The organism is Streptomyces sp. NPDC032472, assembly GCF_040636955.1.
GTDB lineage: Bacteria > Actinomycetota > Actinomycetes > Streptomycetales > Streptomycetaceae > Streptomyces.
This window is the reverse complement of sequence record NZ_JBEZVK010000006.1, coordinates 43,871-67,304: the sequence shown is the minus strand read 5'-3', so window position 1 is coordinate 67,304 and position 23,434 is coordinate 43,871. Positions and strand designations below refer to the sequence as shown.

Annotated in this window: 17 protein-coding genes, 1 other RNA gene and 2 pseudogenes; 6 read left to right on the top strand and 14 right to left on the bottom strand. The window is 74.5% G+C overall.

Going from position 1 to position 23,434, the window contains the following annotated elements; genetic code table 11:
• Window positions 1–62: 62 nt before the first annotated feature.
• The 5 genes from AB0F11_RS05445 to AB0F11_RS05425 all read right to left on the bottom strand — a co-directional run bounded on the left by AB0F11_RS05445 (window position 63) and on the right by AB0F11_RS05425 (window position 5,366).
• Window positions 63–635: a CGNR zinc finger domain-containing protein gene (locus AB0F11_RS05445; protein ID WP_362168710.1), complete on the bottom strand. Its 573-nt coding sequence runs from the start codon at window positions 633–635 to the stop codon at window positions 63–65.
• Window positions 636–731: 96 nt separating this feature from the next.
• Window positions 732–1,277 (bottom strand): GNAT family protein, encoded by a 546-nt coding sequence (locus tag AB0F11_RS05440; RefSeq protein ID WP_362168708.1) that lies wholly within the window; start codon window positions 1,275–1,277, stop codon window positions 732–734.
• Between the two features lie 288 nt (window positions 1,278–1,565).
• Window positions 1,566–2,798, bottom strand: coding sequence for a uroporphyrinogen-III synthase (locus AB0F11_RS05435; protein WP_362168706.1), 1,233 nt, complete (start codon window positions 2,796–2,798; stop codon window positions 1,566–1,568).
• Between the two features lie 123 nt (window positions 2,799–2,921).
• Window positions 2,922–4,304 (bottom strand): nitrate/nitrite transporter, encoded by a 1,383-nt coding sequence (locus tag AB0F11_RS05430; protein ID WP_362168704.1) that lies wholly within the window; start codon window positions 4,302–4,304, stop codon window positions 2,922–2,924.
• A 96-nt stretch (window positions 4,305–4,400) separates the two neighbouring features.
• Entirely contained in the window at window positions 4,401–5,366 is a 966-nt protein-coding gene (locus tag AB0F11_RS05425) for a LysR family transcriptional regulator (protein ID WP_362168702.1), read from the bottom strand.
• An 85-nt stretch (window positions 5,367–5,451) separates the two neighbouring features.
• Between AB0F11_RS05425 and AB0F11_RS05420 the strand changes: the two genes are divergently transcribed.
• The gene (locus AB0F11_RS05420) at window positions 5,452–6,726 is read left to right on the top strand and encodes an MFS transporter (RefSeq protein ID WP_362168700.1); all 1,275 of its coding nucleotides are present in this window, start codon (window positions 5,452–5,454) and stop codon (window positions 6,724–6,726) included.
• Here AB0F11_RS05420 and AB0F11_RS05415 read toward each other — a convergent pair.
• Window positions 6,713–8,057, bottom strand: a pseudogene (locus tag AB0F11_RS05415) (hypothetical protein). The gene AB0F11_RS05420 and the pseudogene AB0F11_RS05415 overlap by 14 nt on opposite strands.
• A 214-nt stretch (window positions 8,058–8,271) precedes the next feature.
• On the opposite strand from AB0F11_RS05415, the gene AB0F11_RS05410 reads away from it, so the two are divergent.
• Window positions 8,272–8,451, top strand: a complete 180-nt coding sequence (locus AB0F11_RS05410; protein ID WP_362168698.1) for a hypothetical protein — start codon at window positions 8,272–8,274, stop codon at window positions 8,449–8,451.
• Between the two features lie 83 nt (window positions 8,452–8,534).
• Window positions 8,535–8,735: pseudogene (locus AB0F11_RS05405) on the top strand (hypothetical protein); the annotation flags it as partial.
• On the opposite strand, the gene ssrA reads toward AB0F11_RS05405, so the two are convergent.
• The 5 genes from ssrA to ftsE form a co-directional block, all read right to left on the bottom strand.
• Window positions 8,734–9,126: a transfer-messenger RNA gene (ssrA, locus tag AB0F11_RS05400) on the bottom strand. The pseudogene AB0F11_RS05405 and the gene ssrA sit on opposite strands and share 2 nt — an antisense overlap.
• Before the next feature lie 88 nt (window positions 9,127–9,214).
• Window positions 9,215–9,700, bottom strand: coding sequence for an SsrA-binding protein SmpB (gene smpB / locus AB0F11_RS05395; protein WP_362168696.1), 486 nt, complete (start codon window positions 9,698–9,700; stop codon window positions 9,215–9,217).
• A gap of 18 nt (window positions 9,701–9,718) precedes the next feature.
• Complete coding sequence (locus AB0F11_RS05390; RefSeq protein WP_362168694.1) at window positions 9,719–10,927, bottom strand: S41 family peptidase; 1,209 nt, start codon at window positions 10,925–10,927, stop codon at window positions 9,719–9,721.
• A gap of 67 nt (window positions 10,928–10,994) precedes the next feature.
• Window positions 10,995–11,927, bottom strand: coding sequence for a permease-like cell division protein FtsX (gene ftsX, locus AB0F11_RS05385; RefSeq protein WP_362168692.1), 933 nt, complete (start codon window positions 11,925–11,927; stop codon window positions 10,995–10,997).
• An 18-nt stretch (window positions 11,928–11,945) separates the two neighbouring features.
• On the bottom strand, window positions 11,946–12,635 hold the full coding sequence (gene ftsE, locus AB0F11_RS05380) for a cell division ATP-binding protein FtsE (RefSeq protein WP_361920038.1): 690 nt from the start codon (window positions 12,633–12,635) through the stop codon (window positions 11,946–11,948).
• 225 nt (window positions 12,636–12,860) lie between these two features.
• Here ftsE and AB0F11_RS05375 point away from each other — a divergent pair, with 225 nt between their 5' ends.
• Window positions 12,861–13,052, top strand: a complete 192-nt coding sequence (locus AB0F11_RS05375) for a hypothetical protein (protein ID WP_361920040.1) — start codon at window positions 12,861–12,863, stop codon at window positions 13,050–13,052.
• Window positions 13,053–13,215: 163 nt separating this feature from the next.
• Here AB0F11_RS05375 and prfB read toward each other — a convergent pair whose 3' ends face one another.
• Complete coding sequence (prfB, locus tag AB0F11_RS05370; RefSeq protein ID WP_362168690.1) at window positions 13,216–14,334, bottom strand: peptide chain release factor 2; 1,119 nt, start codon at window positions 14,332–14,334, stop codon at window positions 13,216–13,218.
• A 315-nt stretch (window positions 14,335–14,649) separates the two neighbouring features.
• On the opposite strand from prfB, the gene AB0F11_RS05365 reads away from it, so the two are divergent.
• Window positions 14,650–15,651, top strand: a complete 1,002-nt coding sequence (locus AB0F11_RS05365) for a 2-oxoglutarate and iron-dependent oxygenase domain-containing protein (RefSeq protein ID WP_362168688.1) — start codon at window positions 14,650–14,652, stop codon at window positions 15,649–15,651.
• A 255-nt stretch (window positions 15,652–15,906) separates the two neighbouring features.
• Here the strand turns inward: AB0F11_RS05365 and AB0F11_RS05360 are convergent, their stop codons facing one another.
• Together AB0F11_RS05360 and AB0F11_RS05355 are read right to left on the bottom strand one after the other, a co-directional pair.
• Window positions 15,907–17,184, bottom strand: a complete 1,278-nt coding sequence (locus AB0F11_RS05360) for a serine/threonine-protein kinase (protein ID WP_362168687.1) — start codon at window positions 17,182–17,184, stop codon at window positions 15,907–15,909.
• A 151-nt stretch (window positions 17,185–17,335) separates the two neighbouring features.
• Entirely contained in the window at window positions 17,336–19,108 is a 1,773-nt protein-coding gene (locus AB0F11_RS05355; protein ID WP_362168685.1) for a protein kinase, read from the bottom strand.
• Between the two features lie 497 nt (window positions 19,109–19,605).
• Between AB0F11_RS05355 and AB0F11_RS05350 the strand changes: the two genes are divergently transcribed.
• A complete protein-coding gene (locus AB0F11_RS05350) occupies window positions 19,606–23,316 on the top strand; it encodes an FtsK/SpoIIIE domain-containing protein (RefSeq protein WP_362168683.1) in 3,711 nt (1,236 codons plus the stop codon).
• The last annotated feature ends 118 nt before the right edge of the window (window positions 23,317–23,434 follow it).

The window sequence follows — 23,434 nt, the reverse complement described above, 5'->3', positions numbered from 1 at the left end:
ACCGTCAACCGTACGCGAATCCGCGCCCGGTCCGCACGCCCGTTCCGGTGGCGGGACGAAGATCACCGGTCGGGGCGGGCGGCGAGGACGCGGCGCCGGTGGCGGGCGACGCGCTCGCGGTTGCCGCACAGCTCGCTGGAGCACCAGCGGCGCCGGTGGCCGCGGGAGGTGTCCAGGTAGACGCGGGTGCAGCCGTCCCCGGCGCAGGCGCGCAGCAGGGCCCGGTCGCCGGGGTCGGTGAGCAGTTCCACGGCGTCGCGGGCGACCGCGGCGAGCAGCGCGCCACACTCCACGCCGCCGCACAGCTCCCGTACGAGGTGCCCTTCGCGGTCGGGGACGGCACACAGTCCCGGGGGTGGGCCGGCGGCCAGCGCGTTGACCCGGGCGAGTGCCGCCCCGTCGGGCCCGGCCCCGGCGAGGGCGGCGCGCACGAGGCTGCCCACGTCGGCGCGGAGCACCCGGAAGGCGGCCACCCAGTCGGGGCCGACCCGGGCGAGCGGCGTCCGGTCGGGGACGAGCCCGGCTCCGGCGAGCCACAGCCGCAGCCCGTCTCCGTCCTTGATCTGCTCGGCGCCCGCGGGGGCGGCGCCGGTGGCCACCAGGTCCAGGCAGATCCGCCCGGAGTCGAACCACATGACCGTCACCGCCTCTGGTCCAGGGCCGCGGCCTTCAGAGTGCCCCTCGGCGGGTCGATGCGGAACCCCCCGTACGGGCGGCGGCGCGGGCCGGGGCTACGCCGGCGGGTCGTCGTGCAGGAGCCGCTGGAAGAGGCGGTGGTCGCGCCAGGCGCCGTTGATGTGCAGGTACTTGGGGGCGAGCCCGATCTGCTCGAAGCCCGCCTTGGCCAGGACGCGCTGCGAGGCGGTGTTGTCGATGAGGGTGCCGGCCTCCACCCGGTGCAGGCCGAGCTCGTCGCGGGCGATCCGGCAGACCTCCAGGAGGGCGGCGGTGGCCACGCCCCTGCCGTTCCAGGCTCGGTCGACCCAGTAGCCGACGCCGCCGCTGCGGAAGGGGCCGAGCGTGATGCTGCCGAGGTTCATGATGCCGATGGGTGTGCCGCCGGCCTCCTCGGTCAGGACGTACGGGGCCATGCGGCCGCCGTCGCGCTCCTCCAGGAGGCCTTCGATGCGGGCGCGCTGGCCGGCCTCGGTGTAGTAGTCCTCGGAGCGCCACGGCTCGAAGGGCGCCATGTGCGAGCGGTTGCGCGCCAGTGCGTCGGCCAGTCCGGCGGCGTCGGCGACGTCGACGCACCTCATCCCCACCCCGTCAATGATCATCCGCGCACGCTAACCGAATGCGGGTCCGGCGGCCAGCCCTTGGCTCACGCCGCTGCCGCTGTCCCGCTGCGCGGAGCCGTTTCCCCACCCCGCCCCTTCCCGAACCGGGGGCTCCACCCCCGGACCCCCGCGCCTCAAACGCCGGCGAGGCTGATTAAGCCCGCGCGGCGTTTGAGCGCTGGGGGAGGGTCCGGGCGGAGCCCGGTTTCGGGAAGGGGCGGGGAGGGGAGGGGAGGGGAGGGGACGGACTCCGCGCAGCGGAACAGGGGCAGCGGACCCCGCGGGGCGTCACCGCCCCGGGGCGCACTCACCGGCGTCCAGCGCCAGCCGATAGCCCCGCTTGACCACCGTCTGGATCAGGTTCGCCGCGCCGAGCGCCCCCCGCAGCCGGGCCATCGCGGTCTCCACGGCGTGCTCGTCCCGCCCCGCGCCGGGCAGCGCCCGCAGCAGGTCGGCGCGGGAGACAACCCAGCCGGGCCGCCGGGCCAGGGCCCGCAGCAGGGCCATGCCGGCGGGCGGTACGGGGCGCAGCCCTGCGTCGATGAGGACGGCGTGGCCGCGGATCTCCAGGCGGTGCCCGGCGACCGGCAGCACCCGGGCCCGCCCGGGGAGTTCCTGGCACAGCAGCTGCACCAGCGGCCCCAGCCGGAACCGCTCCGGCTGGACGGTGTCGATGCCGTGGGCCTGGAGCGGGACGGCGGTGACGGGCCCGACGCAGGCGGAGAGCACCTGGCCCCGCAGCGCGGCCAGCACCGGTTCGGCGAGCCCGCGCTGTTCGGCCCGTGACAGCAGGGAGGCGGCCGCGGGGGCGGAGGTGAAGCTGACGGCGTCGACGCCGCCGCCCACCAGGGCGTCGAGCAGCCGGTCCAGCGGGCCGGGGTCCTCGGGGGGCATCCACCGGTAGACGGGGACCACGACCACCTCGGCCCCGCCGTCGCGCAGGGCCTCGACGAAGCCGGGCAGCGGCTCGCCGTGGAGCTGGATCGCGATGCGCCGGCCGGCGACGCCGGCGGCGAGCATCCGGTCGAGGACCTCTGCGAGGGACTCGGACTGCGGGGACCAGGCCTCGACGAGCCCGGCGGCCCGGATGGCGCCCTTGACCTTGGGCCCGCGGGCCAGGAGTTCGGCGGCCCGCAGCCGGCCGAGGAGCTCCTCGCCGATGCCCCAGCCGTCGGCGGCCTCGATCCAGCCGCGGAAGCCGATGGCGGTGGTGGCGACCACCGCGTCGGGCGGGCAGGCGAGCAGTTCCCTCGTGGCGGCGAGGAGTTCGCCGTCGTCGGCCAGTGGCACGATCCGCAGGGCGGGGGCGTGCAGGACGGTGGCGCCGCGCCGGCGCAGCAGGGCGATCAGGTCGTCGGCGCGCCGGGCGGCGGTGACGCCGACGGTGAACCCGGCGAGCGGGCCCGCGTCGGCGGCGCCCGTACCGGCGCCGGCGGCGTCCGTGGCGTCGGAACCGGCAGCGGCGCCCGTACCGGCAGCGGCGGCAGCGGCGGCAGCGGCGGTGTGCGTGTCGTCGTCCATGTGACCTGCCTTGCCCGTGGGTCGTTACCTGGTGCGCGCCCGCGTGTCGAGCAACGGGTACCGAGCCTGTCAACTCTGCGTGTCAGGCCCGGTTCCACCGTATTTCGTGGCCGTTAACCGCCGTTACACCGACGTGAGCTGCGGCTTCGCCGCCGCACCGGCCTCCGGCAGGAGTGCGGCCGCGGGCCGGCGAAGGTATACCGCCCAGGTGACCGCGCAGCACGCCGCGTAGAAGCCGAGGAAGGTGACGAAGGCCGCGGTACCGGAGCCCGAGGCCCGGAACGCCTCCCGGAAGACCAGGTTGATGCCCAGCCCGCCGAGCGCGCCGACCGCGCCGATGAGCCCCATGGAGGCTCCGGAGAGCCGGCGCCCGTACGCGGCCGCGTCCTCGCCGCCCATGCCGCGGGCCAGCGCCTTGGCCTGGAAGATGCCCGGGATCATCTTGTAGGTGGAGCCGTTGCCGATGCCGCTGAGGACGAACAGGGCGACGAAGCCGACGAGGAAGACGGTCAGCGACTCGCGCAGCGAGGCGGCGACGACGACCCCGGTGGCGGCGGCCATCGCCACGAAGACCCCGAGCGTGATGCGGGCGCCGCCGAAGCGGTCGGCGAGCGCGCCGCCCACCGGCCGGACCAGCGAGCCGAGCAGCGGCCCGATGAAGGTGAGGGAGGCGGCCTGCAGCGGGGTCCGGCCGAACTGTGTCTGGAGCACGAGCCCGAAGGCGAAGCTGTAGCCGATGAAGGAGCCGAAGGTGCCGACGTAGAGGAAGGCCATGATCCAGGTGTGGGCCTCGCGGACGGCCTCCCGGACGGCGCCGCCGTCGCTGCGCACGGGCGCCAGGTTGTCCATCCGCAGCAGGGCGAACACGGCCGCGGCCACGATCAGCGGCAGGTACGCGGCGAGCAGCAGCCGCGGGTGGCCGGCCCCGGCGGTGCCGATGACGAGGAGGGCGGCGAGCTGCACCACGGGCACGCCGATGTTGCCGCCGCCCGCGTTCAGGCCGAGCGCCCAGCCCTTCTTGCGCAGCGGGAAGAAGGCGTTGATGTTCGTCATGGAGGAGGCGAAGTTCCCGCCGCCGACACCGGTGAGGGCGGCCACGGCCAGGAAGGCCCCGTACGAGGTCCCGGGCTCCATGACGACCAGTGCGGCCGCGGTGGGCGCGAGCAGCAGCAGGGCGCTGACGACCGTCCAGTTCCGGCCGCCGAAGCGGGCGACGGCGAAGGTGTAGGGGATGCGGACGAGGGCGCCGACGCAGGTGGCCGTCGCGATCAGGAAGAACTTGCCGGACGGGTCGATCCCGTACGCGGGGCCCATGAACAGCACCATCACGGACCACAGGGACCAGATGGAGAAGCCGATGTGCTCCGAGAACACCGACCACAGCAGGTTGCGCCGGGCGATGCGCTCCCCGGACTCCTTCCAGAAGGCCTCGTCCTCGGGCTCCCACCGTTCGATCCAGCGGCCTGTGCGGCCTCCTTCGTGCGGTGCGGTCGTACGGGTGGTCATCACGCGCCTCCACAGCTGTCGGTCCGTGGTACCGACCGTAGGAACGGCGCGTTTCGGCCTCGGTCCCCGCCGGATGACCGGTGGGAAACCTTGCACTCACCCGCTGCCGGGAGAGCCTGTGAGCCCGCCGGGCAGCCAGCTCCCGGAGGGAGCGTCGAGCCAGCCGCCCTCGGCGGCGAGGCGGGCCGCGGCCCGGTGCAGGGCGTCGAGGCCGGGGTGGCCGAACCCCTTGCGCCACACCATCGACAGCGGGGACAGCGGCACCGGGTCCACCAGAGGCCGCTTCACGCAGCCGGGCAGGTCGAGGAACTCCACGCTGGCCAGTACGGGGTTGCGGGTCTTGGCCATGACCCGGCGGAACTCCTCCTTGCCCACCGCCACCGGGGCGGGCGGCGCCAGCGCGATGCCGCGCCCCTCGAACAGCTCGCGGGCGAGGCGGGTCCACTCCAGGGTCCGCGGGTTCCCGGCCCCGGCGTACACCCGCTCCCCGGCCAGCGCGTCCAGCGGTACGCGGGGCAGCGCGGCCAGCGGGTGCCCCTCGGGCAGCAGCACGGCGAGCGGCTCGTAGCGCACGAGCCGGTGGGCGAGGCGGCCGCGCAGCGCCGCATCGAGGCCCTCGACGTACCCGAACGCGACGTCCAGCCGGCCGGCGGCGACCTCGGCGGCGGCGTGGGTGAGCCCGCTCTCGAAGCGGGCCATCAGCTCGCACTCCGGGGCGAGTTCGCGGGCCCGCTCCAGGACGGTGCGGGCGCTGCCCGGCCCGTCGGTGTTGACGTCGACCAGGAGCGGGCGGGGGCCGGCGAACGCGGCGGCGAGCTCGTCGTGCGCGGCGAGCACCCGGCGGGCCAGCGGCAACAGCCGATCCCCGTCGGCGGTGAGCTCGACGGCGCGGGTGGTGCGGACGAACAGGGGGGCGCCCAGGGCCTGTTCGAGGCGGCGCACGTCCCTGCTGAGCGCCTGCTGGGCGGTGTAGAGGCGGGCGGCGGCGCGGGTGAAGTGCAGCTCCTCGGCCACGGCGGTGAAGGCGCGCAGCAGCCGGGGTTCCACATCGCGGGGATTCACCGGGCGAGACTAACAACAGAAGCGGGTGAATCAGCAGCGGATAGGTGTTGGACGCTGCCCGGCCCCGGCCCGGATCGTGGACACCATGCCGCACACCGCCCACGCCGCCCGCACCGCCCGGACCGCCCCTCCTGCCGCCCGTATGACCGTGACCGGCTCCACGCTGGTCCTCGCCGCTCCCCCGCGCCGCAGCGCCCGGGCGGCCGCCGCCCCGGGCCCGTACGCCCGGCTCTTCGCCCGGCCGGGCACCCGCGCCTTCACCGCGGGGAACCTGCTGGCGCGGCTGCCCATGGGGATGTTCGCCGTCAGCGCGGTCCTGATGATCGCCGGCCAGCGCGGCTCGTACGCCCTGGCGGGCTCGGTCACCGCGGCCGGCCTGGCGGCCACCGCCCTGGTCGCCCCGTGGACCGCCCGCCTGATCGACCGCCACGGCCAGGCCCGCATCGCCGTGCCGGCCACGCTGATCGCGGTCCTGGGCTCCTGCTCACTGGTGCTGTGCGTCCGGTACGGGGCCCCGGCCTGGACCCTCTTCGCCTCGTACGCGGCCACCGCGACCACCCCGAACATCGGCGGCATGTCCCGGGCCCGCTGGAGCCACCTGCTGGGCGGCTCGGGCGCCGAGCACCACACCGCGATGGCCTTCGAGCAGGCCGCCGACGAGCTGTGCTTCATGCTCGGCCCGGTGGTGGCGGCCCTCCTGTGCTCGGCCGCCTTCCCGGAGGCGGGCACCCTCACGGGCGCCGCCCTCCTGCTGGCGGGCATGCTCCTGTTCACCTCGCAGCGCGCCACGGAGCCGCCGCCCTCACGCCCCCGCGAGAAGCAGGCCCCCCTGCGCGCCCTCTACCCCCTGCTCGCCCTCTTCCTCCCGCTGGGCGTGGTGTTCGGCGCGATGGAGGTCGCCTCGATCGCCCACCTGAAGGCGCACGGGCTGGGCGCCTCGGTCGGCCTGGTCCTCGCCCTGCAGGCGGCGGGCTCCTGCGCGGCCGGCCTGCTGTACGGCACCCTCCGCGCCCGCAGCCTCGGCACCTGCCTGACCGCCCTGGCGGTGGCCATGTGCCTGCCCTGGGCGGCAGCGGCCACGGGCTCGGTGGCCCTGCTCGGCGCGGCCCTGCTCCTGGCGGGCATGGCCACGGCCCCGGTGATGGTCACGGCGATGTCCCGCATCCACACCGCCACCCCGCAGGCCCGCCTGAACGAGGGCATGACCCTGGCGGTCACCGCGATCATGGCAGGCATAGCCGCCGGCTCGTCCGCAGCGGGCACGGCGGTCGACCACTACGGCACGACCACCCCCTACGCCCTCCCCGCGGCCGCAGCCCTGACGGCCCTGGCCCTGGCCACCCGCCTCAGGCGGCCTTGAGTCGGGCGACGTCAGCGGCCCGGCCCAGAAGATCCCCTACCCCGGCCACGCCGCGGTAGCGGGACATCCCCTTCCGCAGCGCCTTTAAGGTGCTCGTCGCCCCGGCTGGACGACAAGGTGGTGTGCAGGTCCAGGAACTCCCCCCACGTCTGCGCGGCGGCTTCGATGTGCCGCATCTGCATCTGCCGGTCGGCGATGACCCCGAGGGCGTGCAGGCGGCCCTGCCGCTCCTGCGGGGAACGCGCCCGGTTGGAGCGGCGCAGGGCGTTGACGGAAGCCTCCCTGTCCCCGAGCCACCACATGACGTGCGCCTCGTGGAAATGGAAAGCAGCCTGGTCGTAGCCGCCGACCGCGTCCCGGCGGTCGTCCGCTTGGGACAAGGCGGTCTCGGTCTCCCGAAGGCGGGTCAGCGCGGTGCGCCGGTCGCCGGTCATGGACGCGGCCGCGGCCTGCTGTCCGCGCAGGAAGGCCACCAGGCGCGGTCCGGCAGTCGGCGCGGCCTCCGCCGCCGCGTCCGCCAGCTCCTGCGCCTTCGGCCCGTACCCCAGGTGCGACGCCTGGAGGCTCATGCCGCGCAGGGTCCGGCAGTAGGTGACGTGGTCCTCGGCGGATCCCGCCAGCTCGAGGGCCTGGTGGTAGTAGCGCTGGCCGAGGCCCTGCTGCTCCTCGAACATCGCCATCCACCCCGTGAGGTAGACCAGGTCGGATGCCGCGGCGAGCATGCTCTTGCGCACCCGGTCCGTCCCGTCGGCCCGCAGGTACGGGGTGACGGTGTTGGCCAGGAAAGCGGCCGCCATCGGACGGGCGTGCCCGGCTCCGATCTCGTCCAGGATCTCGGCGATCTTGTCGGTCATCAGCCGGACGGTCTCCACGTCGGACGCACCGATCCGTACGGTCCGACCGGCGGAAGCCGCCTCGGCCCGGCCGGCGAGCTCCTCGAACCGCGGCACGCCCAAGGTGGCCGCGTACATCCCGACCCCCAGGACGCTGCGTCGCGACGGGTCCATGTCGGCCCGGCTCAGGTCCGCCACGGCGGTCACGGCATCGCCGTCGGCGGCGGCACCGGCGGCCTCTGCCGCCCAGCCGAGCTCCGCCGAGGTCACGGGCCGCCCGAGCAGCCGTGAAAGCGCTTCCGCGACCGCCGGGCGGGCCTCCGGCTTCGGCACGCTGCCGGCGAGCCAGTGCGAGACAGCGGTCTTGTCGTAGTGGGCGGTAGCACCCCGTTCCGCGATCACCACGTTGACGCGGCGCGCGAGCTGGGCGTTGCCCACGCCGGCTTCGGCCATCAGCCGGGCGAGGGCCTCGTTCGGTGTGCGTGTCCGTGCTGCCATCGGTGAACCCCCGAGCCGTACAACGCGTTCCACCCTGCCGCCAGTGTGCTCCCTTCTCCCGTGCTCCATACCCGCGTTGGATGGATGCGAGCCGAGCGGAGGCCGCCGAAATGAGCCCCGTCCCGCCTCCGCTCGGCACGTATGACCGCGGCCGTCCCGCCTCCGTCTCCGGCAGGCGCGGGCGTCGTCCCTACGAAGAAGCAGGTGTGCAGCGATGAGCACGGAATCCGACCACCCCCGCCACGGCCTCCGGGTCGTCGGCGACACCCTTTCCGCCCAGGTCGGCTCCGGCTGGGCCGGTGTGGACGCCGATCAGGCCTACGTGTGGATCAGGCTCGGGTCAGGCCGCGAGGCACAAGCGCTCATGCGGGACGTCCGTCGGCTGGCCGAGTGAGCCCGAAGGCTCTTCCTGGGGTGCCGGAATACGGCGGAGGTCCGGCAGCAGTTTCCGTACGAGGGTGATAGGGGGAACGAACGTCCGACGAAAACACCACCGCGTGGCAGGAGACCGTCTACCTTCTGCGCTCTCCTGCGAACGCCCGTCGCCTCATGGAAGCCGTCGCCCGCGACCGGGCCGCCGGAAGGGCTGGTGGCATCGCCGGCTGCGGCCATACCCCCGGACATGACGAAGGCCCCGCTGCCCGGGAGGGCGGCGGGGCCTTGGCCCACATGGGATGAGTGGAGATGGCGGGAATCGAACCCGCGTCCAACGGTGCAGAACCAGGGCTTCTCCGAGCGCAGTCCGCTTCGATTTTCTCGGCCCCGGAGATCACGCGGACAAGTCTCCGACGGGCCCAGTCACTGTTTGATTTCCCTCCAGCCCCCGTGACCGGGGTTAGAGGTTTAGATGCCTAGCTGACGCCAGGATCCGGGTCGGCATCACGCCCGGGCTGACGCTCCTCACAGAGGCTTCGTTTGTTTCGCTGTTATTAGGCAGCGAGGGCGAAGCGGGAGTTATCGCTCTTGGTGTTGGCGATTATTTTTTGCGACATATGGTTAGCGAGATCATTGCCGCTTCCTCGGCTCGCTTCCCCTGCCTCGACATCCGCTGTCGAAACCGATCATCCCCATGTTGATTTTTCAAACTGCTCCGGCGCCCTCGCGGGCCCCGGTGCTGTCGCCATGGTACGCGAAGTGGACCACTGCGTGCCAGGAGATTAACGCTCGCCGCGCTGGCGCCGCCGGGCGGCCGCGATGGCGCGGTTCGTCTCGCGGGTGTCCTGCTTCTCGCGCAGGGCCTGCCGCTTGTCGTACTCCTTCTTGCCCTTCGCCAGCCCGATCTCGACCTTCGCCCGGCCGTCCTTGAAGTACAGGGCGAGCGGGACGACGGTGTGGCCGGTCTCCTGGGCCTTCGACTCCAGCTTGTCGATCTCCTCGCGGTGCATGAGGAGCTTGCGCTTGCGGCGGGCGCTGTGGTTGGTCCAAGTGCCCTGGCTGTACTCCGGCACGTGCACGTTGTACATCCAGGCCTCGCGGCCCTCCACGGACACGAAGCCGTCGACGAGCGAGGCACGGCCCTGGCGCAGGGACTTGACCTCGGTGCCCGTGAGCACGATCCCGCACTCGTAGGTGTCGAGGATCGTGTAGTCGTGCCGCGCCTTCTTGTTCTGGGCGATCAGCTTGCGCCCTTTTTCCTTAGCCATAGTGCGGTCATTTTCGCACTACGGGCCCACCCCGAGGCCACCCAATACCGTGCGCGCCCGCTCCTCGGCGCCGTCGGCCGCGGCGAGGTCGGGGGTGATGCCGCTGCCGTCGAGGCTGCGGCCGGCCGGCGTGCGGTACGTGCCCACCGTCAGCTCGGCCACCGAGCCGTCCGGGAGCTCGGTCGGCATCTGCACCGAGCCCTTGCCGAAGGTCCGCGTACCGACCGCCACGGCGCGGCCGCGGTCCTGCAGGGCGCCCGTGACGAGCTCGGCGGCGCTCATGGTGCCGCCGTCGACCAGGGTGACCAGGGGGCGGGCCGTGTCCCCGCCCCGGGCGGCGTACAGGGCGCGCTCGGCGCCGTGGACGTCGTACGTGCCCACGAGCCCGCCGTCGAGGAAGGCGGAGGCGGCCGTCACGGCCTCGGTGACCAGCCCGCCCGGGTTGCCGCGCAGGTCGAGCATGACCCCGGCGCCCGGCGGGGCGGCCCGGACGGCGGCCCGGACCCGCTCGCCGGAGCCGCGGGTGAAGGAGGCGACCTTGATGACGGTGATCCCGCCGGGCAGCTCCCGTACGGTCACGGGGTCGGTGTGCAGCTGCTCGCGGCGCAGGGTCTCGGTGAGCTCCTCGGGACCCCGGTCGCCGTCCCGGCTCAGCTGCAGGACGACGGGGGTGCCGGCCTCGCCGCGCAGCAGGCCGACGACCTCGGTGACGCCGAGGCCGGTCACGGTGCGGCCGTCGATGCCGAGGAGCCGGTCCCCGGCGCGCAGGCCGGCGCGGGCCGCGGGGCTGTCGGGCTGGACCTTGGTGATCGCGACGGAGCCGTCGTGGCGGCGCTCGGGCCAGAGCCCGACGCCGGTCCAGCGGCCGTCGAGGTCGTCGGTGAAGGCGGCGTACTCGCCCTGGTCGTAGACGACGCCCCAGCGGTCGCCGCTGCGGCTGACGACGTCCTGGGCGGCCTTCTTGCCGGACTTGCCCTCCGCGACGGCCTCGGCGGCGGCCCGGGCGACGGCCTCCCGGTCGGCGGTCCCGGACGCCCCCTCGGGGCCGGTCCCCGGTCCGGATCCGGAGGACGTTAAGCCGGCACCGGCCGCGGTGCCCGTGGCGTCCGCGCGGTCCCAGCAGCCGAGCCCCGCGGCGGCGGTGACGGCCGTGACGAACACCAACGTCAAAGCGGCCCCGCGACGCTTGTCGCGGGGCCGGAGACAGAAGGCGGGAAGACCCGGCATGGCTGCGAGTCTAGGACAAGCGCCGTTGCGGTACGGGGGGTTGGGCAGAGCTCACACGGGGCGCTCGTCACACCTTCAGGTACTTGCGCAAAGCGACGAACGCCGCCAGTGACGGCATCAGCACACCGATGACCAGGACCAGCGGCAGCTTCGTCAACACGGAGTCCCAGCCAATGAAGTTGATCAGCTCCATCTTCTCGCGCAGCGAGGCGCCGTGGTCGATGACGAAGTACTGGCCGGCGCCGAGCATCATGCAGGCGAAGACGGCGCCGATGAGCCCGGCGAAGGCGGCCTCCATGATGAACGGCACCTGGATGTAGAAGCTGGACGCGCCGACCAGCCGCATGATCCCGGTCTCCCGCCGACGGCTGAAGGCGGAGACGCGCACCGTGTTGACGATCAGCAGCAGCGCCACGATCAGCATGATCATCATGATGCCCAGGGCCGCCCAGTTGAGGTAGCCGAGCATCTGGAAGAGGTTGTCCAGCTCGGTGTGCTGGTCGGCCACGGACTGCACGCCGTCACGGCCCGCGAAGGCCGTGGTGATGACCTTGTACTTCTCGGGCTGCTTGAGCTTCACCCGGAAGGAGTCGGGCATCTGGTCCGGGGTGATCACCGAGGCGAGCGCGGTGTGCCCGAAGCGCTCCTTGTAGTGTTTGTAGGCCTCGTCGGAGGACTCGTAGTGGACCGTCTGGACCAGGTCCATCTTCTTCAGGTCGGTCTCGATCTGCTGCTTCTGCTCGGGGGTCACCGCCCCCTTGGCGCAGGCCTTGCTGCCGGTCTCGCTCTGGTCCTCCGCGTCGCTCTTGTTGCAGAGGTAGATCGAGACGTTGACCTTGTCGTACCAGTAGCCCTTCATCGCGCTCACCTGGTCGCGCATGAGCAGGGAGCCGCCGAACAGGGCCAGCGAGAGGGCCACGGAGATGATGACCGCGAAGGTCATGGTGAGATTGCGGCGGAGACCGACGCCGATCTCCGACATGACGAACTGGGCGCGCATGACGTCTGGGTGGGCCTTTCAGTGCTGGTAGCCGTAGACGCCGCGCGACTGGTCGCGTACGAGACGGCCCTGTTCGAGTTCGATGACGCGCTTGCGCATCTGGTCCACGATCTGCTGGTCGTGCGTGGCCATGATCACGGTGGTGCCGGTCCGGTTGATCCGGTCCAGCAGCTTCATGATGCCGACGGAGGTCTGCGGGTCGAGGTTGCCGGTGGGCTCGTCCGCGATCAGCAGGGCCGGCCGGTTGACGAAGGCGCGGGCGATGGCCACGCGCTGCTGCTCACCGCCGGAGAGCTCGCCGGGCATGCGGTCCTCCTTGCCGCCGAGGCCCACCAGCTCCAGGACCTGCGGGACGGCCTTGCGGATCTCGCCGCGCGGCTTGCCGATGACCTCCTGGGCGAAGGCGACGTTCTCCGCCACCGTCTTGTTGGGCAGCAGGCGGAAGTCCTGGAAGACGGTGCCGAGCTGGCGCCGCATCTGCGGGACCTTCCAGTTGGAGAGCTTGCCGAGGTCCTTGCCCAGGACGTGGACCTGGCCGTGGCTGGCCCGCTCCTCGCGCAGCACCAGCCGCAGGAAGGTGGACTTGCCGGAGCCGGAGGAGCCGACCAGGAAGACGAACTCGCCCTTCGCGATCTCCAGGGAGACATCTCTGAGCGCGGGGCGGTTCTGCTTCGGGTAGGACTTGGAGACGTTGTCGAATCGGATCACGGGTGCACCACGGTCGCCGGGAGTAGGTGTGCGTGACCATACGCGAACGGGCGCGGAGTGGGGACCCGCCGTCCGCAGTTGTCCGGTATATCCCCTGGCCGGGAAGGGGCCTGCCCGCGTTTGCCCGGACGGGCCGCGCCGAATGTCGCCGGAGCTGGCACAGTGGTAGGGGGAACGGCAGTGTTCCCCCACGCGTTGTACAAGGGGACGAGAGGAGGAGAGCGCATGACATATGACCGGCTCGTGTGCGCGAACTGCGCCGCGCCCGTCAGTCAGGGCCGCTGCCCGGTGTGCCGGGCGAACCGGGAGCGCCTCCAGCAGGAGGGCCCCTTCGCAGGCCTGAACCCCATGGCGCTCATCGCGCTCCTGGTGGTCCTTGTGGCGGCGCTGGCCCTGGTGGCCCAGCACGCGGCATAGGCGGCGCAGGCGCCGGGCGCAGCAGGCGCAGACTCGTCGCACGTCCCGATCATGTGCCGAAGACAAGACGGAGACAGACGAAGAAGAGACGACGAGGACAAAGAGCCGGGGCCCGGAGCACCTGAAGGTGTCCGGGCCCCGCCACGTCATCTCACGGTCGCGCTCAGGCGGCCGCCTCCTGCTCCGACTTCTTGCGCCAGCGGATGCCGGCCTCGAGGAACCCGTCGATCTCGCCGTCCAGCACGGACTGCGGGTTGCCGACCTCGAACTCGGTGCGCAGGTCCTTGACCATCTGGTACGGGTGCAGCACGTAGGAGCGCATCTGGTTGCCCCAGCTGTTGCCGCCGTCACCCTTGAGGGCGTCCATCTTGGCCTGCTCCTCCTGGCGGCGCCGCTCGAGCAGCTTGGCCTGGAGGACGTTCATGGCGCTGGCCTTGTTCTGGATCTGCGAGCGCTCGTTCTGGCAGGAGACCACGATGCCGGTCGGGATGTGCGTGATGCGCACCGCCGAGTCGGTGGTGTTGACGCCCTGGCCGCCGGGGCCGGAGGCCCGGTACACGTCGACGCGCAGCTCGGTCTCGTCGATCTCGACGTGGTCGCTGGTCTCGACGACCGGGAGCACCTCGACACCCGCGAAGGAGGTCTGGCGGCGGCCCTGGTTGTCGAAGGGCGAGATGCGCACCAGGCGGTGCGTGCCCTGCTCGACCGAGAGGGTGCCGTAGGCGTACGGGGCCTTGACGACGAAGGTCGTCGACTTGATGCCGGCCTCCTCCGCGTACGAGGTCTCGTACACCTCCGTGGAGTACCCGTGGCGCTCGGCCCAGCGCAGGTACATGCGCTGCAGGCGCTCCGCGAAGTCGGAGGCGTCCACGCCGCCGGCCTCGGCCCGGATGTTGACCAGCGCCTCGCGCTCGTCGTACTCGCCGGACAGGAGGGTGCGCACCTCCATCTCGTCCAGCGCCTTGCGGACCGAGACGAGCTCCGCCTCGGCCTCGGCGCGGGTCTCCGGGTCGTCCATCTCCTCGGCCAGCTCGAAGAGGACGGCGAGGTCGTCGATGCGGCCGCGCAGCGCCTCGGTCTTGCGGACCTCCGCCTGGAGGTGGGAAAGCCGGCTCGTGATCTTCTGGGCTGCCTCCGGGTCGTCCCACAGGGACGGGGCCGCGGCCTGCTCCTCGAGCACGGCGATGTCTGCCCTCAGCTTCTCGAGGTCCAGGACGGCCTCGATCGACCCCATGGTCGAGGAGAGGGACTTCAGCTCTTCGGAAACGTCGACGACTGCCACGGGTCCAGCGTAGCCGGTCCGCGGGCGGCACCGACCGGCCAGGCCGGTTCACCCGTTCTGATGTACGGCGATACGGGCGTACGCTCACGGTATGACTCTCCTCCTCGTCAAGCGCCGCCATGTGGACCACATGCGTGTCACGACGACGAGCTGTCTGCCGCCGGACCGATCTCAAGCCTGATCCACCCAGATCCGACTTGGTCCTGTACGCGGCTATCGCGGCCCCGGCGCCACCCCTGCCGGCCGGCCCTCCCCTTCCGCTGCCCCGACACCTTCCGGGGAACAGGACCCCGTGACATCCGAAACGGAGCCGTCATGCCGTCCGCGCACTCCCTCCCTGTCATCGATCTCTCCCAGGCCGACGACCCGACCCAGCGGGCCGATTTCCTGAAGAAGCTGCACGCCGCAGCCCGGGACACCGGCTTCCTGCACCTCACCGGGCACGGCATCACCGATGCGGAGAGCGCTCGCATACTCGACGTGACCAGGGCTTTCTTCGCCCTCCCGGAGGCCGACAGGCTCGCCGTCAGCAATCTGAACTCACCGCACTTCCGCGGTTACACCCGCATCGGCCACGAGCTGACCGGCGGGGCCTCCGACTGGCGCGACCAGCTGGACGTGGGCGCCGAGCGGCCCGCGCCGACCGTGGGGCCCGGCGATCCGCCGTACCTGTGGCTCGAAGGCCCGAACCAGTGGCCCGCCGCGCTGCCCGAGCTGCGGACCGTCGTGCTGGACTGGCAGTCCCGGCTGGCCCGGGTGGCCCACCGGCTGCTCCAGGAGCTTCTGACCTCCATCGGCGCCCCGCACGACTTCTTCGACGCGGCCTTCGCCGAGCGGCCGCACCTGCACACCAAGCTGATCCGCTACCCCGGGTCCGCGCCGTCCGGCGCCGACCAGGGCGTCGGTGCGCACAAGGACTACGGGTTCCTGACCCTGCTGCTGCAGGACTCCGTGGGCGGGCTGCAGGTCGTCAAGGACGGCGGGTACCTGGACGTGCCGCCCATGCCGGGGGCGTTCGTGGTGAACCTCGGGGAGCTGCTGGAGATCGCCACCGAGGGGTACCTGGTGGCCACCGACCACCGGGTGGTCAGTCCGCCGGGGGCCGTGGAGCGGTTCTCCGTGCCGTTCTTCTACAACCCGCGGCTGGATGCGGTGGTGGACACGGTGCCGGGTGAGTACCTGCGGTCGGCGCCGGGCGTCGCCCACGACGCGTCGAACCCGCTGCACGCGGAGTACGGCCGCAACGAGCTGAAGGGCTGGGTCCGCGCCCACCCGGCCGTGGCCCGCCGCTGGCACCCGGAACTGGTCGCGGCGTAGCCACCGCCTGCCTCTGGCCGGGCCTGACCCGCCGGCTACCGCCGACTGCCGCCGCTGCGCGGAACTGTTCCCCTCCCCGCCCCTTCCCCAGCTACAAGCGCCGGCGGGGCTGATTTCAGCCTCGCCGGCGCTTGAGGCGCGGGGGTCCGGGGGCGGAGCCCCCGAAATCCTTGAGCCGCGCCGGCGATTGAGGCGTTTCGGGAAGGGGCGGGGAGGGGACCGCTCCGCGCAGCGGTAAGGCCCCGCGGGGGACCGCTAGCGCTTCGGGGGGGCCGAGTGGCCCGGGGGCCGGTGTGGGGGCTCGTCGCCGGAGGCGGCCAGCCAGCCGCCCACCCCCAGGGCCGCGGCCAGGGCCACCGCCCCCACGGACAGGGTCAGCCGCCGCCGACGCACGGTGCCGGCCCGGTGCCGGGCGGAGCCGGGCCGGTGGCCGCCGGCCGGCCGCGGCACCCGGGCGGTGCCCAGCGCACCCCCGGCCAGCTCGTCCGGCGCCGGCACCCGCATCGAGGTGTGGGTGTCCCGGTTGGAGTCGGTGGAGGAGCCGGGCACCAGGGGGACGACCCCGCGGCGGCGGACCGGGGCCGCGGGCGCCTCCCGCGCCTCCACCGGCTCCGGCTCCGCATCGTCCGGCTCGTCCACGTCCAGCGGCGGCATCCCGGCCAGCAGCGGCAGCAGCTCCCGCAGCCGGAACGACAGCTCGGAGGCCCGCAGCCGCGAGGCCGGCCCCTTCGCCAGGCACTGCACGATGAGCTGCCACAGCTCGTCGGGGATGCCGGGGAGCGGGACCACCGTCTCCGTCACGTGCCGCCGCAGCACCGCCCCGGGGTGCCCGCCGCCGAACGGCGTGAACCCGGCCAGCAGCTCGTACAACACGGTGGCCAGGGCGTATATGTCGACGGCGGCCCGCGGCGGCAGTCCCTCCACGATCTCCGGCGCGAGGTAGTCCGGCGTACCGATGATCCGGGTCGCGGGCGCCGGAGCCCGCCCGGCCGCGCCCCCGCCGGCACCGCCCGCGGCCACCGCCCCGGCCCGCCGCGGCGAGTCGATCAGCTTGGCCACGCCGAAGTCGGTCAGCAGGGCGGGGTGGGAGCCGCCCGGCCCGAGCGGGCCCTGCATGTCCAGCAGGACGTTCTCCGGCTTGACGTCGCGGTGCACGACCCCGGCCGCATGCGCCGCGGCCAGCGCGTCCGCGACGTCGGCGACGATCGCGACGGCCGCCTCGGGGGCGAGCCGCCGCTCCCGGTCCAGGCGCGTGCGCAGGTCCGTACCGCGCACCAGGTCCATGACCAGCGCCAGGTCGTTGCCGTCGACGACGAGGTCGCGGACGGACACGATGTGCGGGTGGTCCAGGCCGAGCAGCGCGCTGCGCTCCTGGACGAAGCGTCCGACCAGCTCCTGGTCGGACGCGAGGTCCTCGCGCAGCAGTTTGACGGCGACGGGCCCGTCCGGCCCCTCGCCGAGCCACACCGTGCCCGCGCTGCCGCGCCCCAGGATCTGGTGCGCGGTGTACCGGCTGCCGATTTTCCGTGCCACGACTGCTCCCTCAGCGGCTGGCGTACTGGGCCAAAGCTACGCGGCCGGATGGGTGTTGGACGTCACGGATCGCGGCGACCTTCACTTCTGCGGGCGAAATCACGTGCCGGAAGTCGACAAATCTACGAAGTCGGCGTTACGGGCGCCCGGTTCAGGGTGTGGTGCCGCTCCCGCTGCCGCCGCCGGTGGCGTCGCCGATCGAGCCGACCCAGTCGACGATGCCGCTGCCCCAGGTCCACACCTGGTCCCACCAGCTCTTGCCTGTGCCGACCCACTCCTGGAGCGGGGTGAACTCCCAGATGAGCCAGCCCGCGATGAAGAACAGCACGATCATGACCAGGCAGCCCTTGAGGCAGCCGAGGCCGGGGATCCGGACCGGGTTGGCGCTGCGGCGGCGCGGCTCGCGCGGCTCCCGGGGCGGACGCTGCTGCGGCGGCGGGGCCTGCGGCGGCTGCTGCTGCGGGGCCGGCCGCTGCTGCTGGTACTGCTGCGGCTGCTGCGGAGCCGGGGGCTGGCGGTACTGCTGCGGCTGCTGCGGCGGGGGCGCCTGCTGCGGCTGCGGGTAGTACGGCGGCTGGGGCTGCTGCTGGTACTGCTGCTGGGGCGGGTACGCCGGCGGCGGGCCCTGGCGGTACTGCGGGGGCTGCTGCGGCCGCTGCGGCTGCTGCGGCGCCTGGCGCTGCGGCCGGCGGCGCAGCGGGTCCTCGGCCGGATCGAGGTAGTGCATCTGCGTCTGCTCGTTGCGGTCGCGCGCGGCCCGCATCTGCGTCTGCCACGGGTGCGGCTGGTCCGGCCGCTCCACGGGCGGCATGACGGAGGTCGGGGCCGCGTCCGGGACCCCCGGGGCGCCCGTGTTCGGCAGCACGGTGGTGGCGTCGGCGGCGCCGACCGGCGGGAGCACGCTGGTCATGGCGTTCGGGTCGTACGCGCCCTCGGGCCCGGCGGCCGGCCCGCGGCCGGGCAGCGCCTGGGTCTGGTCGGCGGCGCCGGGGGTCTGCGGGACGGGCGCCGGGGACGGGTCGGGCGCGAGCAGCGCGCCGACGCCGAGGGCGGCCTCGACCTCGGACGGGGCGCTGTGCACGCCGATGCCGGAGGCGACCACGCGCAGGCCGCGGGCCAGGTTCTCGGCGCTGGGGCGCTCGGTCGGCTCCTTGCGCAGGCAGCGCTCGATGACGATCCACAGCGGCTCCGGCACGTTCGGCGGGCGCTGCGGGTCCTCGCTGAGGTGGCGGTGGAGCACTTCGAGGGCGGTGCCGCCGGCGAACGGCGGGCGGCCGGTGACCAGTTCGTACAGCAGGATGCCGGCGCCGTAGATGTCGACGGCGGAGGTCTGCGGGCGGCCCTCGGCGGACTCGGGTGCCACGTAGGCGGGGGTGCCGACGAACTCGTGGGTGCGGGTCAGGCCCGGGGAGTCGGCGAGGCGGGCGATGCCGAAGTCGGTGAGCATCGGCTTCATCTGGCCGCCGCGCTCGTCCAGCAGGACGTTCGCGGGCTTCAGGTCGCGGTGGACCACGCCGTCGGCGTGGCTGGCGGCGAGGGCGTCCGCGATCTGGGCGGTCAGCAGGGCCGCGGCGACCGGGGTGAAGGGGCCGTTCTGCCGGATGTACTTGTGCAGGTCCGGGCCGTCGATCAGGTCCATGACGAGGGCGAGGAGGTCGCCCTCGACGACGAGGTCGCGGGTGCGGACGATGTTGGGGTGCGTCAGGCGCAGCAGGACGGAGCGCTCGCGCAGGAAGCGCATGACGATGTCGGCGTCCTGGGCCAGCTCCTCCTTGAGGACCTTGATGGCCACGGTCTCGCCGGGCTGGCCTGCGACGGCGGCCTCGGCGCCGGCGGTCTCACGCTGGCGGGCACGCCAGACGGTGCCCGTGGCGCCGCGCCCGAGCGGCTCCTCGAGCAGGTACTTGCTGCCGACTGGCCGCACGTCTCGCGCTCCCTGCTGTCGTCTGTGCACGTGGCGCGTGCACAGGGTGCGCGCACCGGGTTCGTGCCCGTGGTTCGTGGTTCGTTTTCCGGCCCACTCTAGGGGGTGTCCCTGCGGAAGACGCGGGCTACCGGAGGTTGGTTGCCGCACATTTGTCCGAAGAGTGATGTTCGAGGCGTATGCCGCAGGCGTTTTTCCGCTGCCCCTCCCGGGTTTTCGCGCACGCGTGCGCGTGTCCGGGTGTGACCGCCCGTTGCGCGGGCGCCGTCCATTCAAGATCATTTGTTGGCGGGTCCCGGGCGTGTTGTCCGCGACAGGTGCGAGGATGCACCCGTACGTACGGAACGGCGGGGACGGGAGCCCCGCCGTCCGGGCAGACCTGACCGGACGACGACGCGCCGTGCCGGGTGGGGGGTCGGGCAGGCACTGCCCCTCCGTACCCAGCCGGGCCCGGGCGCACGCACCTGCGCACTGCGCAGAAGGGACCGCTGACGGCGATGCAGATCCGGCTGACCGTCCTCGGGTCGCGCAGCGGCCACCAGACCGTGCCCGCCGGGTGTGACGTGCTCGTCACCGCGCCCGCCGGGACCGCGCTGGCCGCGGTGGCCTCCGGGCTGGCGGCGACCGCCGGCGGGCCGGACACCGGGGGCACGGTCGTGCTCTACGCGGGGGCCGAGCGGCTCGATCCGCAGCGGGCCCTGCTCGGGGAGCCGCCGCTCGTCGACGGGGCGGTACTGGGGCTGCACGGGCCCGTCCCGGACGTGGCGCCCGACGGAGCCGAGGGGGTCGCCGCCGCGGGGGCGCAGCTGCACGTGGTCGCGGGGCCGGACGCCGGCGGGGTGCACCTGCTGCACCCGGGCGCGATCCGGATCGGCCGCTCCGCGGACGCTGACATCCCGCTGGACGACCCGGACGTGTCCCGGCTGCACTGCGTGGTGACCGTACGGGAGGACGGGCGGGTCGCGGTGGCCGACCTGGAGTCCACGAACGGCACGACGGTGGACGGCACCGAGGTGGGCACCCGGCCCGTGGCGCTGGCCCCGGGCGCGCTGCTGCGGGTCGGCGAGACCACCCTGCGGCTGGCCGGTGGCTGCACGGACCGCCTGCCCGCGGCCCCGGACCACGAGGGCCACCTCTGCCTCCCGGCGCACCCGCTGCCGGACACCCCGCCCCACCCGGTCCCGGCCCCCGCCCGCCCGACGGGCCCCTCCGGCCCCGTCGGCCCGGCCCTGCGCCCGGGCCTGGCCGGCCCGGCGGGCCACGCCGGGACCCCCGAGCGGCGCGGCGGCGCGGGCGCGGCGGAGCCGGACCGGGCCGACGCCGCAGGGCCGACGGGCTTCGGTGCGGGTCCGTCGGGCCCGGCGGAGGCGGGCTGGGCCGGTGCTGCCCGGACGGCGGGGTCCGGCACCGCCGGGCCCGCCGGAGCGCAGGGCGCCTCGGCGGCGTACGGCGCAGGACCCCGCCAGGCCATGCCCGCAGCCGCGGACGACGGCGTACCGGCAGAAGCCGAAGCAGCCTTCGGCCGCCGCACCGGAACCGGCATCTCCGCCGCAGGCGCTGCCGGAGCAGCCGGAGCAGGCACCCCCGGCACGGCCGGCACGGACGGAGCCGCCACCGGCGGGTACGGCGCGGCCGTGCCCGGCCCCGGCGCCGGCGCGAGCCACGGCGTGGCCGGCGCGGCGGGCTCCCACGGCCCGGCCGGGGCCGCGGGCGGTCACGGCTCGGCCGGGGCAGCCGTACGCGGCCAGGGCGCTGCCGGAGCAGCCGGCGGCGCGGGCTCCCCCGCCGTGGCCGGCGGTGGCGGAGCGCAGGCGTCCGGCGGCCGGGAAGTCGGCGGTCGGCTCGGCGGCGCAGCCGCGGGCCAAGGGCAGGAGCCCGCGGCCCACGGTGGCCAGGCACTGCGGTCCGCGGCCGGCGGCGCTCAGGCGCCGGGCCGGGTCGACGGTGGCCAGGGGCAGGGGCCGGCTGAGGGTGGCCAGGGGCAGGGTCCGGTGGGCGGTGGCCAGGGGCAGTGGCCGGCTGACGGTGGTCAGGTGCAGGGGCCGGTCGGTGGGGACCGCGGGCGCGGGGCCGGGGGCGAAGGGCAGCGCGTCGGCGGTGGTTGGCGGCGCGGTGGTTTCGGGGCCTGGGCGCGGCGGTGGGTCCGGGGGGAGGCCGAGGGTGGAGCCGAGGCCTCGGGCGCGACGGCCGTGGCCGCCGTGCCCGACGTGGACGATCCGGCGGCGCTGCTGCTGGCCGCGCTCGGGCCGACCCGGCGGCTGTGGTCCCGCGAGCCGGGCCGGCTGGAGGTCGGCCTCGGCGCCGGCAGCCGCGTCGCGCTCCAGGACATCGGCGGGCTCGGCCTCGCCGGCCCGCGGCCGCGCCTCGCCGGCGTGGCCCGCTCCCTCGTGGCCCAGCTCGCCGCCCTGCACGCCCCCGCCCAGCTGGAGATCGTCCTGATCAGCAGCGACCGGGCCCGCCCCGTCGAGCGGCGGCGCGAGGACTGGGCCTGGCTCGGCTGGCTGCCGCACGTGCGGCCGGCGCACGGCCAGGACTGCCGGCTGCTCCTCGCGTACGACACCGAGCAGGCGGCCGCCCGCACCGGCGAGCTCACCCGCCGCCTCGACGAGGGCCCCCTCGGCGCCACCTGGGCGGCCGCCGACCGGCAGGCCGTCCGCGAGGCCGCCGCCGCGCACCGGGGCCCGTACACCCTCCTCGTGGTGGACGGCGATCCGGGCACGGCGGTGCTGCGCGACCTCACCGGCCGGCTCGCCTCGCACGGTGCGGCGGCCGGGATCCACGTCCTGGTCCTGGCCGAGACGGCGGCGGCCACGCCCGCCTCCCCGCTCACCGAGACCTACGAGGCGGCCTGCGCGGCCACGCCCGCCTTCCGGGACTGCGGCGCGGCCGCCCTGCTGAGCGGCGACGTCGCCACGACCGTACGCACCTTCGCCGTGACCGGCGGCCGCCCGGTGACGCCCGGCACCACCGCCACCGCCGACGCGGTCTCCGCGGCCTGGGCCGAGCGGTTCGCCCGGGCCCTGGCCCCGCTGCGGGCCGAGCCCGCGGGCGGCGGCCCGCAGCGTTCGGCCGCCGCGCTGCCGGCCACGGCCCGGCTCCTGGACGAGCTGGGGCTGGCCCGGGCCACCCCGGCCTCCCTGATGGCCCGCTGGGCGGCCGCCACCGACGAGGCCCAGGCCGTCGGCGGGCTCGTCGAGCTGGTCCTCGGCAGCGGCCGGGGCGGCCCGGTCGGGGCCGAGCTGGTCCAGGACGGCCCGCACCTGCTCGTCGAGGGCCCGGCGGGCAGCGGCCGCACCGAGCTGCTGCGTTCGATCGCCGCCTCGCTGGCGGCGGCGGCCCGGCCCGACCGGCTGGGCCTGGTGCTGCTCGACGGCGCGGGCGGCGAGCGCGGCGACGGGCTGCTGCCCGCCGCCGAGCTGCCGCACGTCGCCGCCCACCTGGTGGCCTCCGACCCGGTGCGCATGCGCGAGTTCGCGCAGGCCCTCGGCGCCGAGCTCAAGCGGCGGTCCGAGCTGCTGGAGGGGACGGCCTTCGCCGACTGGCACGCGGAACACGCCCAGCGCGCGCTGTCCGACCGGATGGTCGCGCCGCGCCCGCCTGCCTCCGGCGAACAGCTCGGCGGCGAGCCCGAACCGCCGCGCACGGGCACGCTGCGGCTGCGCGCCTCCGCCGTGCGCAGCGAGCCCACGGCCGGGCCGACCCCGCTGCCGCGCCTGGTGGTGCTGGTCGACGACTACGACGCCCTCGTCGCGCCCGCGCTGGGCAGCGCGGGCCGCCCCGCCGCCGGCTCGGTGGTCCGCGCGCTGGAGGCGGTGGCCCGCGACGGGGCCCGGCTCGGGGTGCACCTGGTGGCCGCGAGCGCCCGCCCGGACCGTACGGCCGACACCGAGCTGGCCCGCTCGGGCCCGCTGCGCGTCGAGCTGGACGCCCCGGACCGGCCGGGCCCGGGCCGCGGCCGGCTGCGCTTCGCCGACGGGCGGACGGTTCCGTTCCAGGGCGGCCGGGTGACCGGGCGGATCCCGCGGACGGCGACCCTGCGGCCGACGGTGGTGCCGTTGGAGTGGGACCGGATGGGTGATCCGCCGGCCCGCCGCCCGGTGCGCGAGCTCGGCAACGGCCCGACGGACCTGGCCCTGCTGGCCAGCGCCCTGGACCGGGCCTCGCACCTGGTCTCGGCGATACCCGTGCTGTTCCCGGCGGCGCCCTGACGCGGCCGGGCCCGTCGCCCGGCCGCCGCCCGGCCGCCGCGACGGGCCCCGCCCCCGCGAGGCGGTATTGCGGGGGTGCGCGGCTCGGCGTAGACCTGTGGGTCAGGTCACACCACGG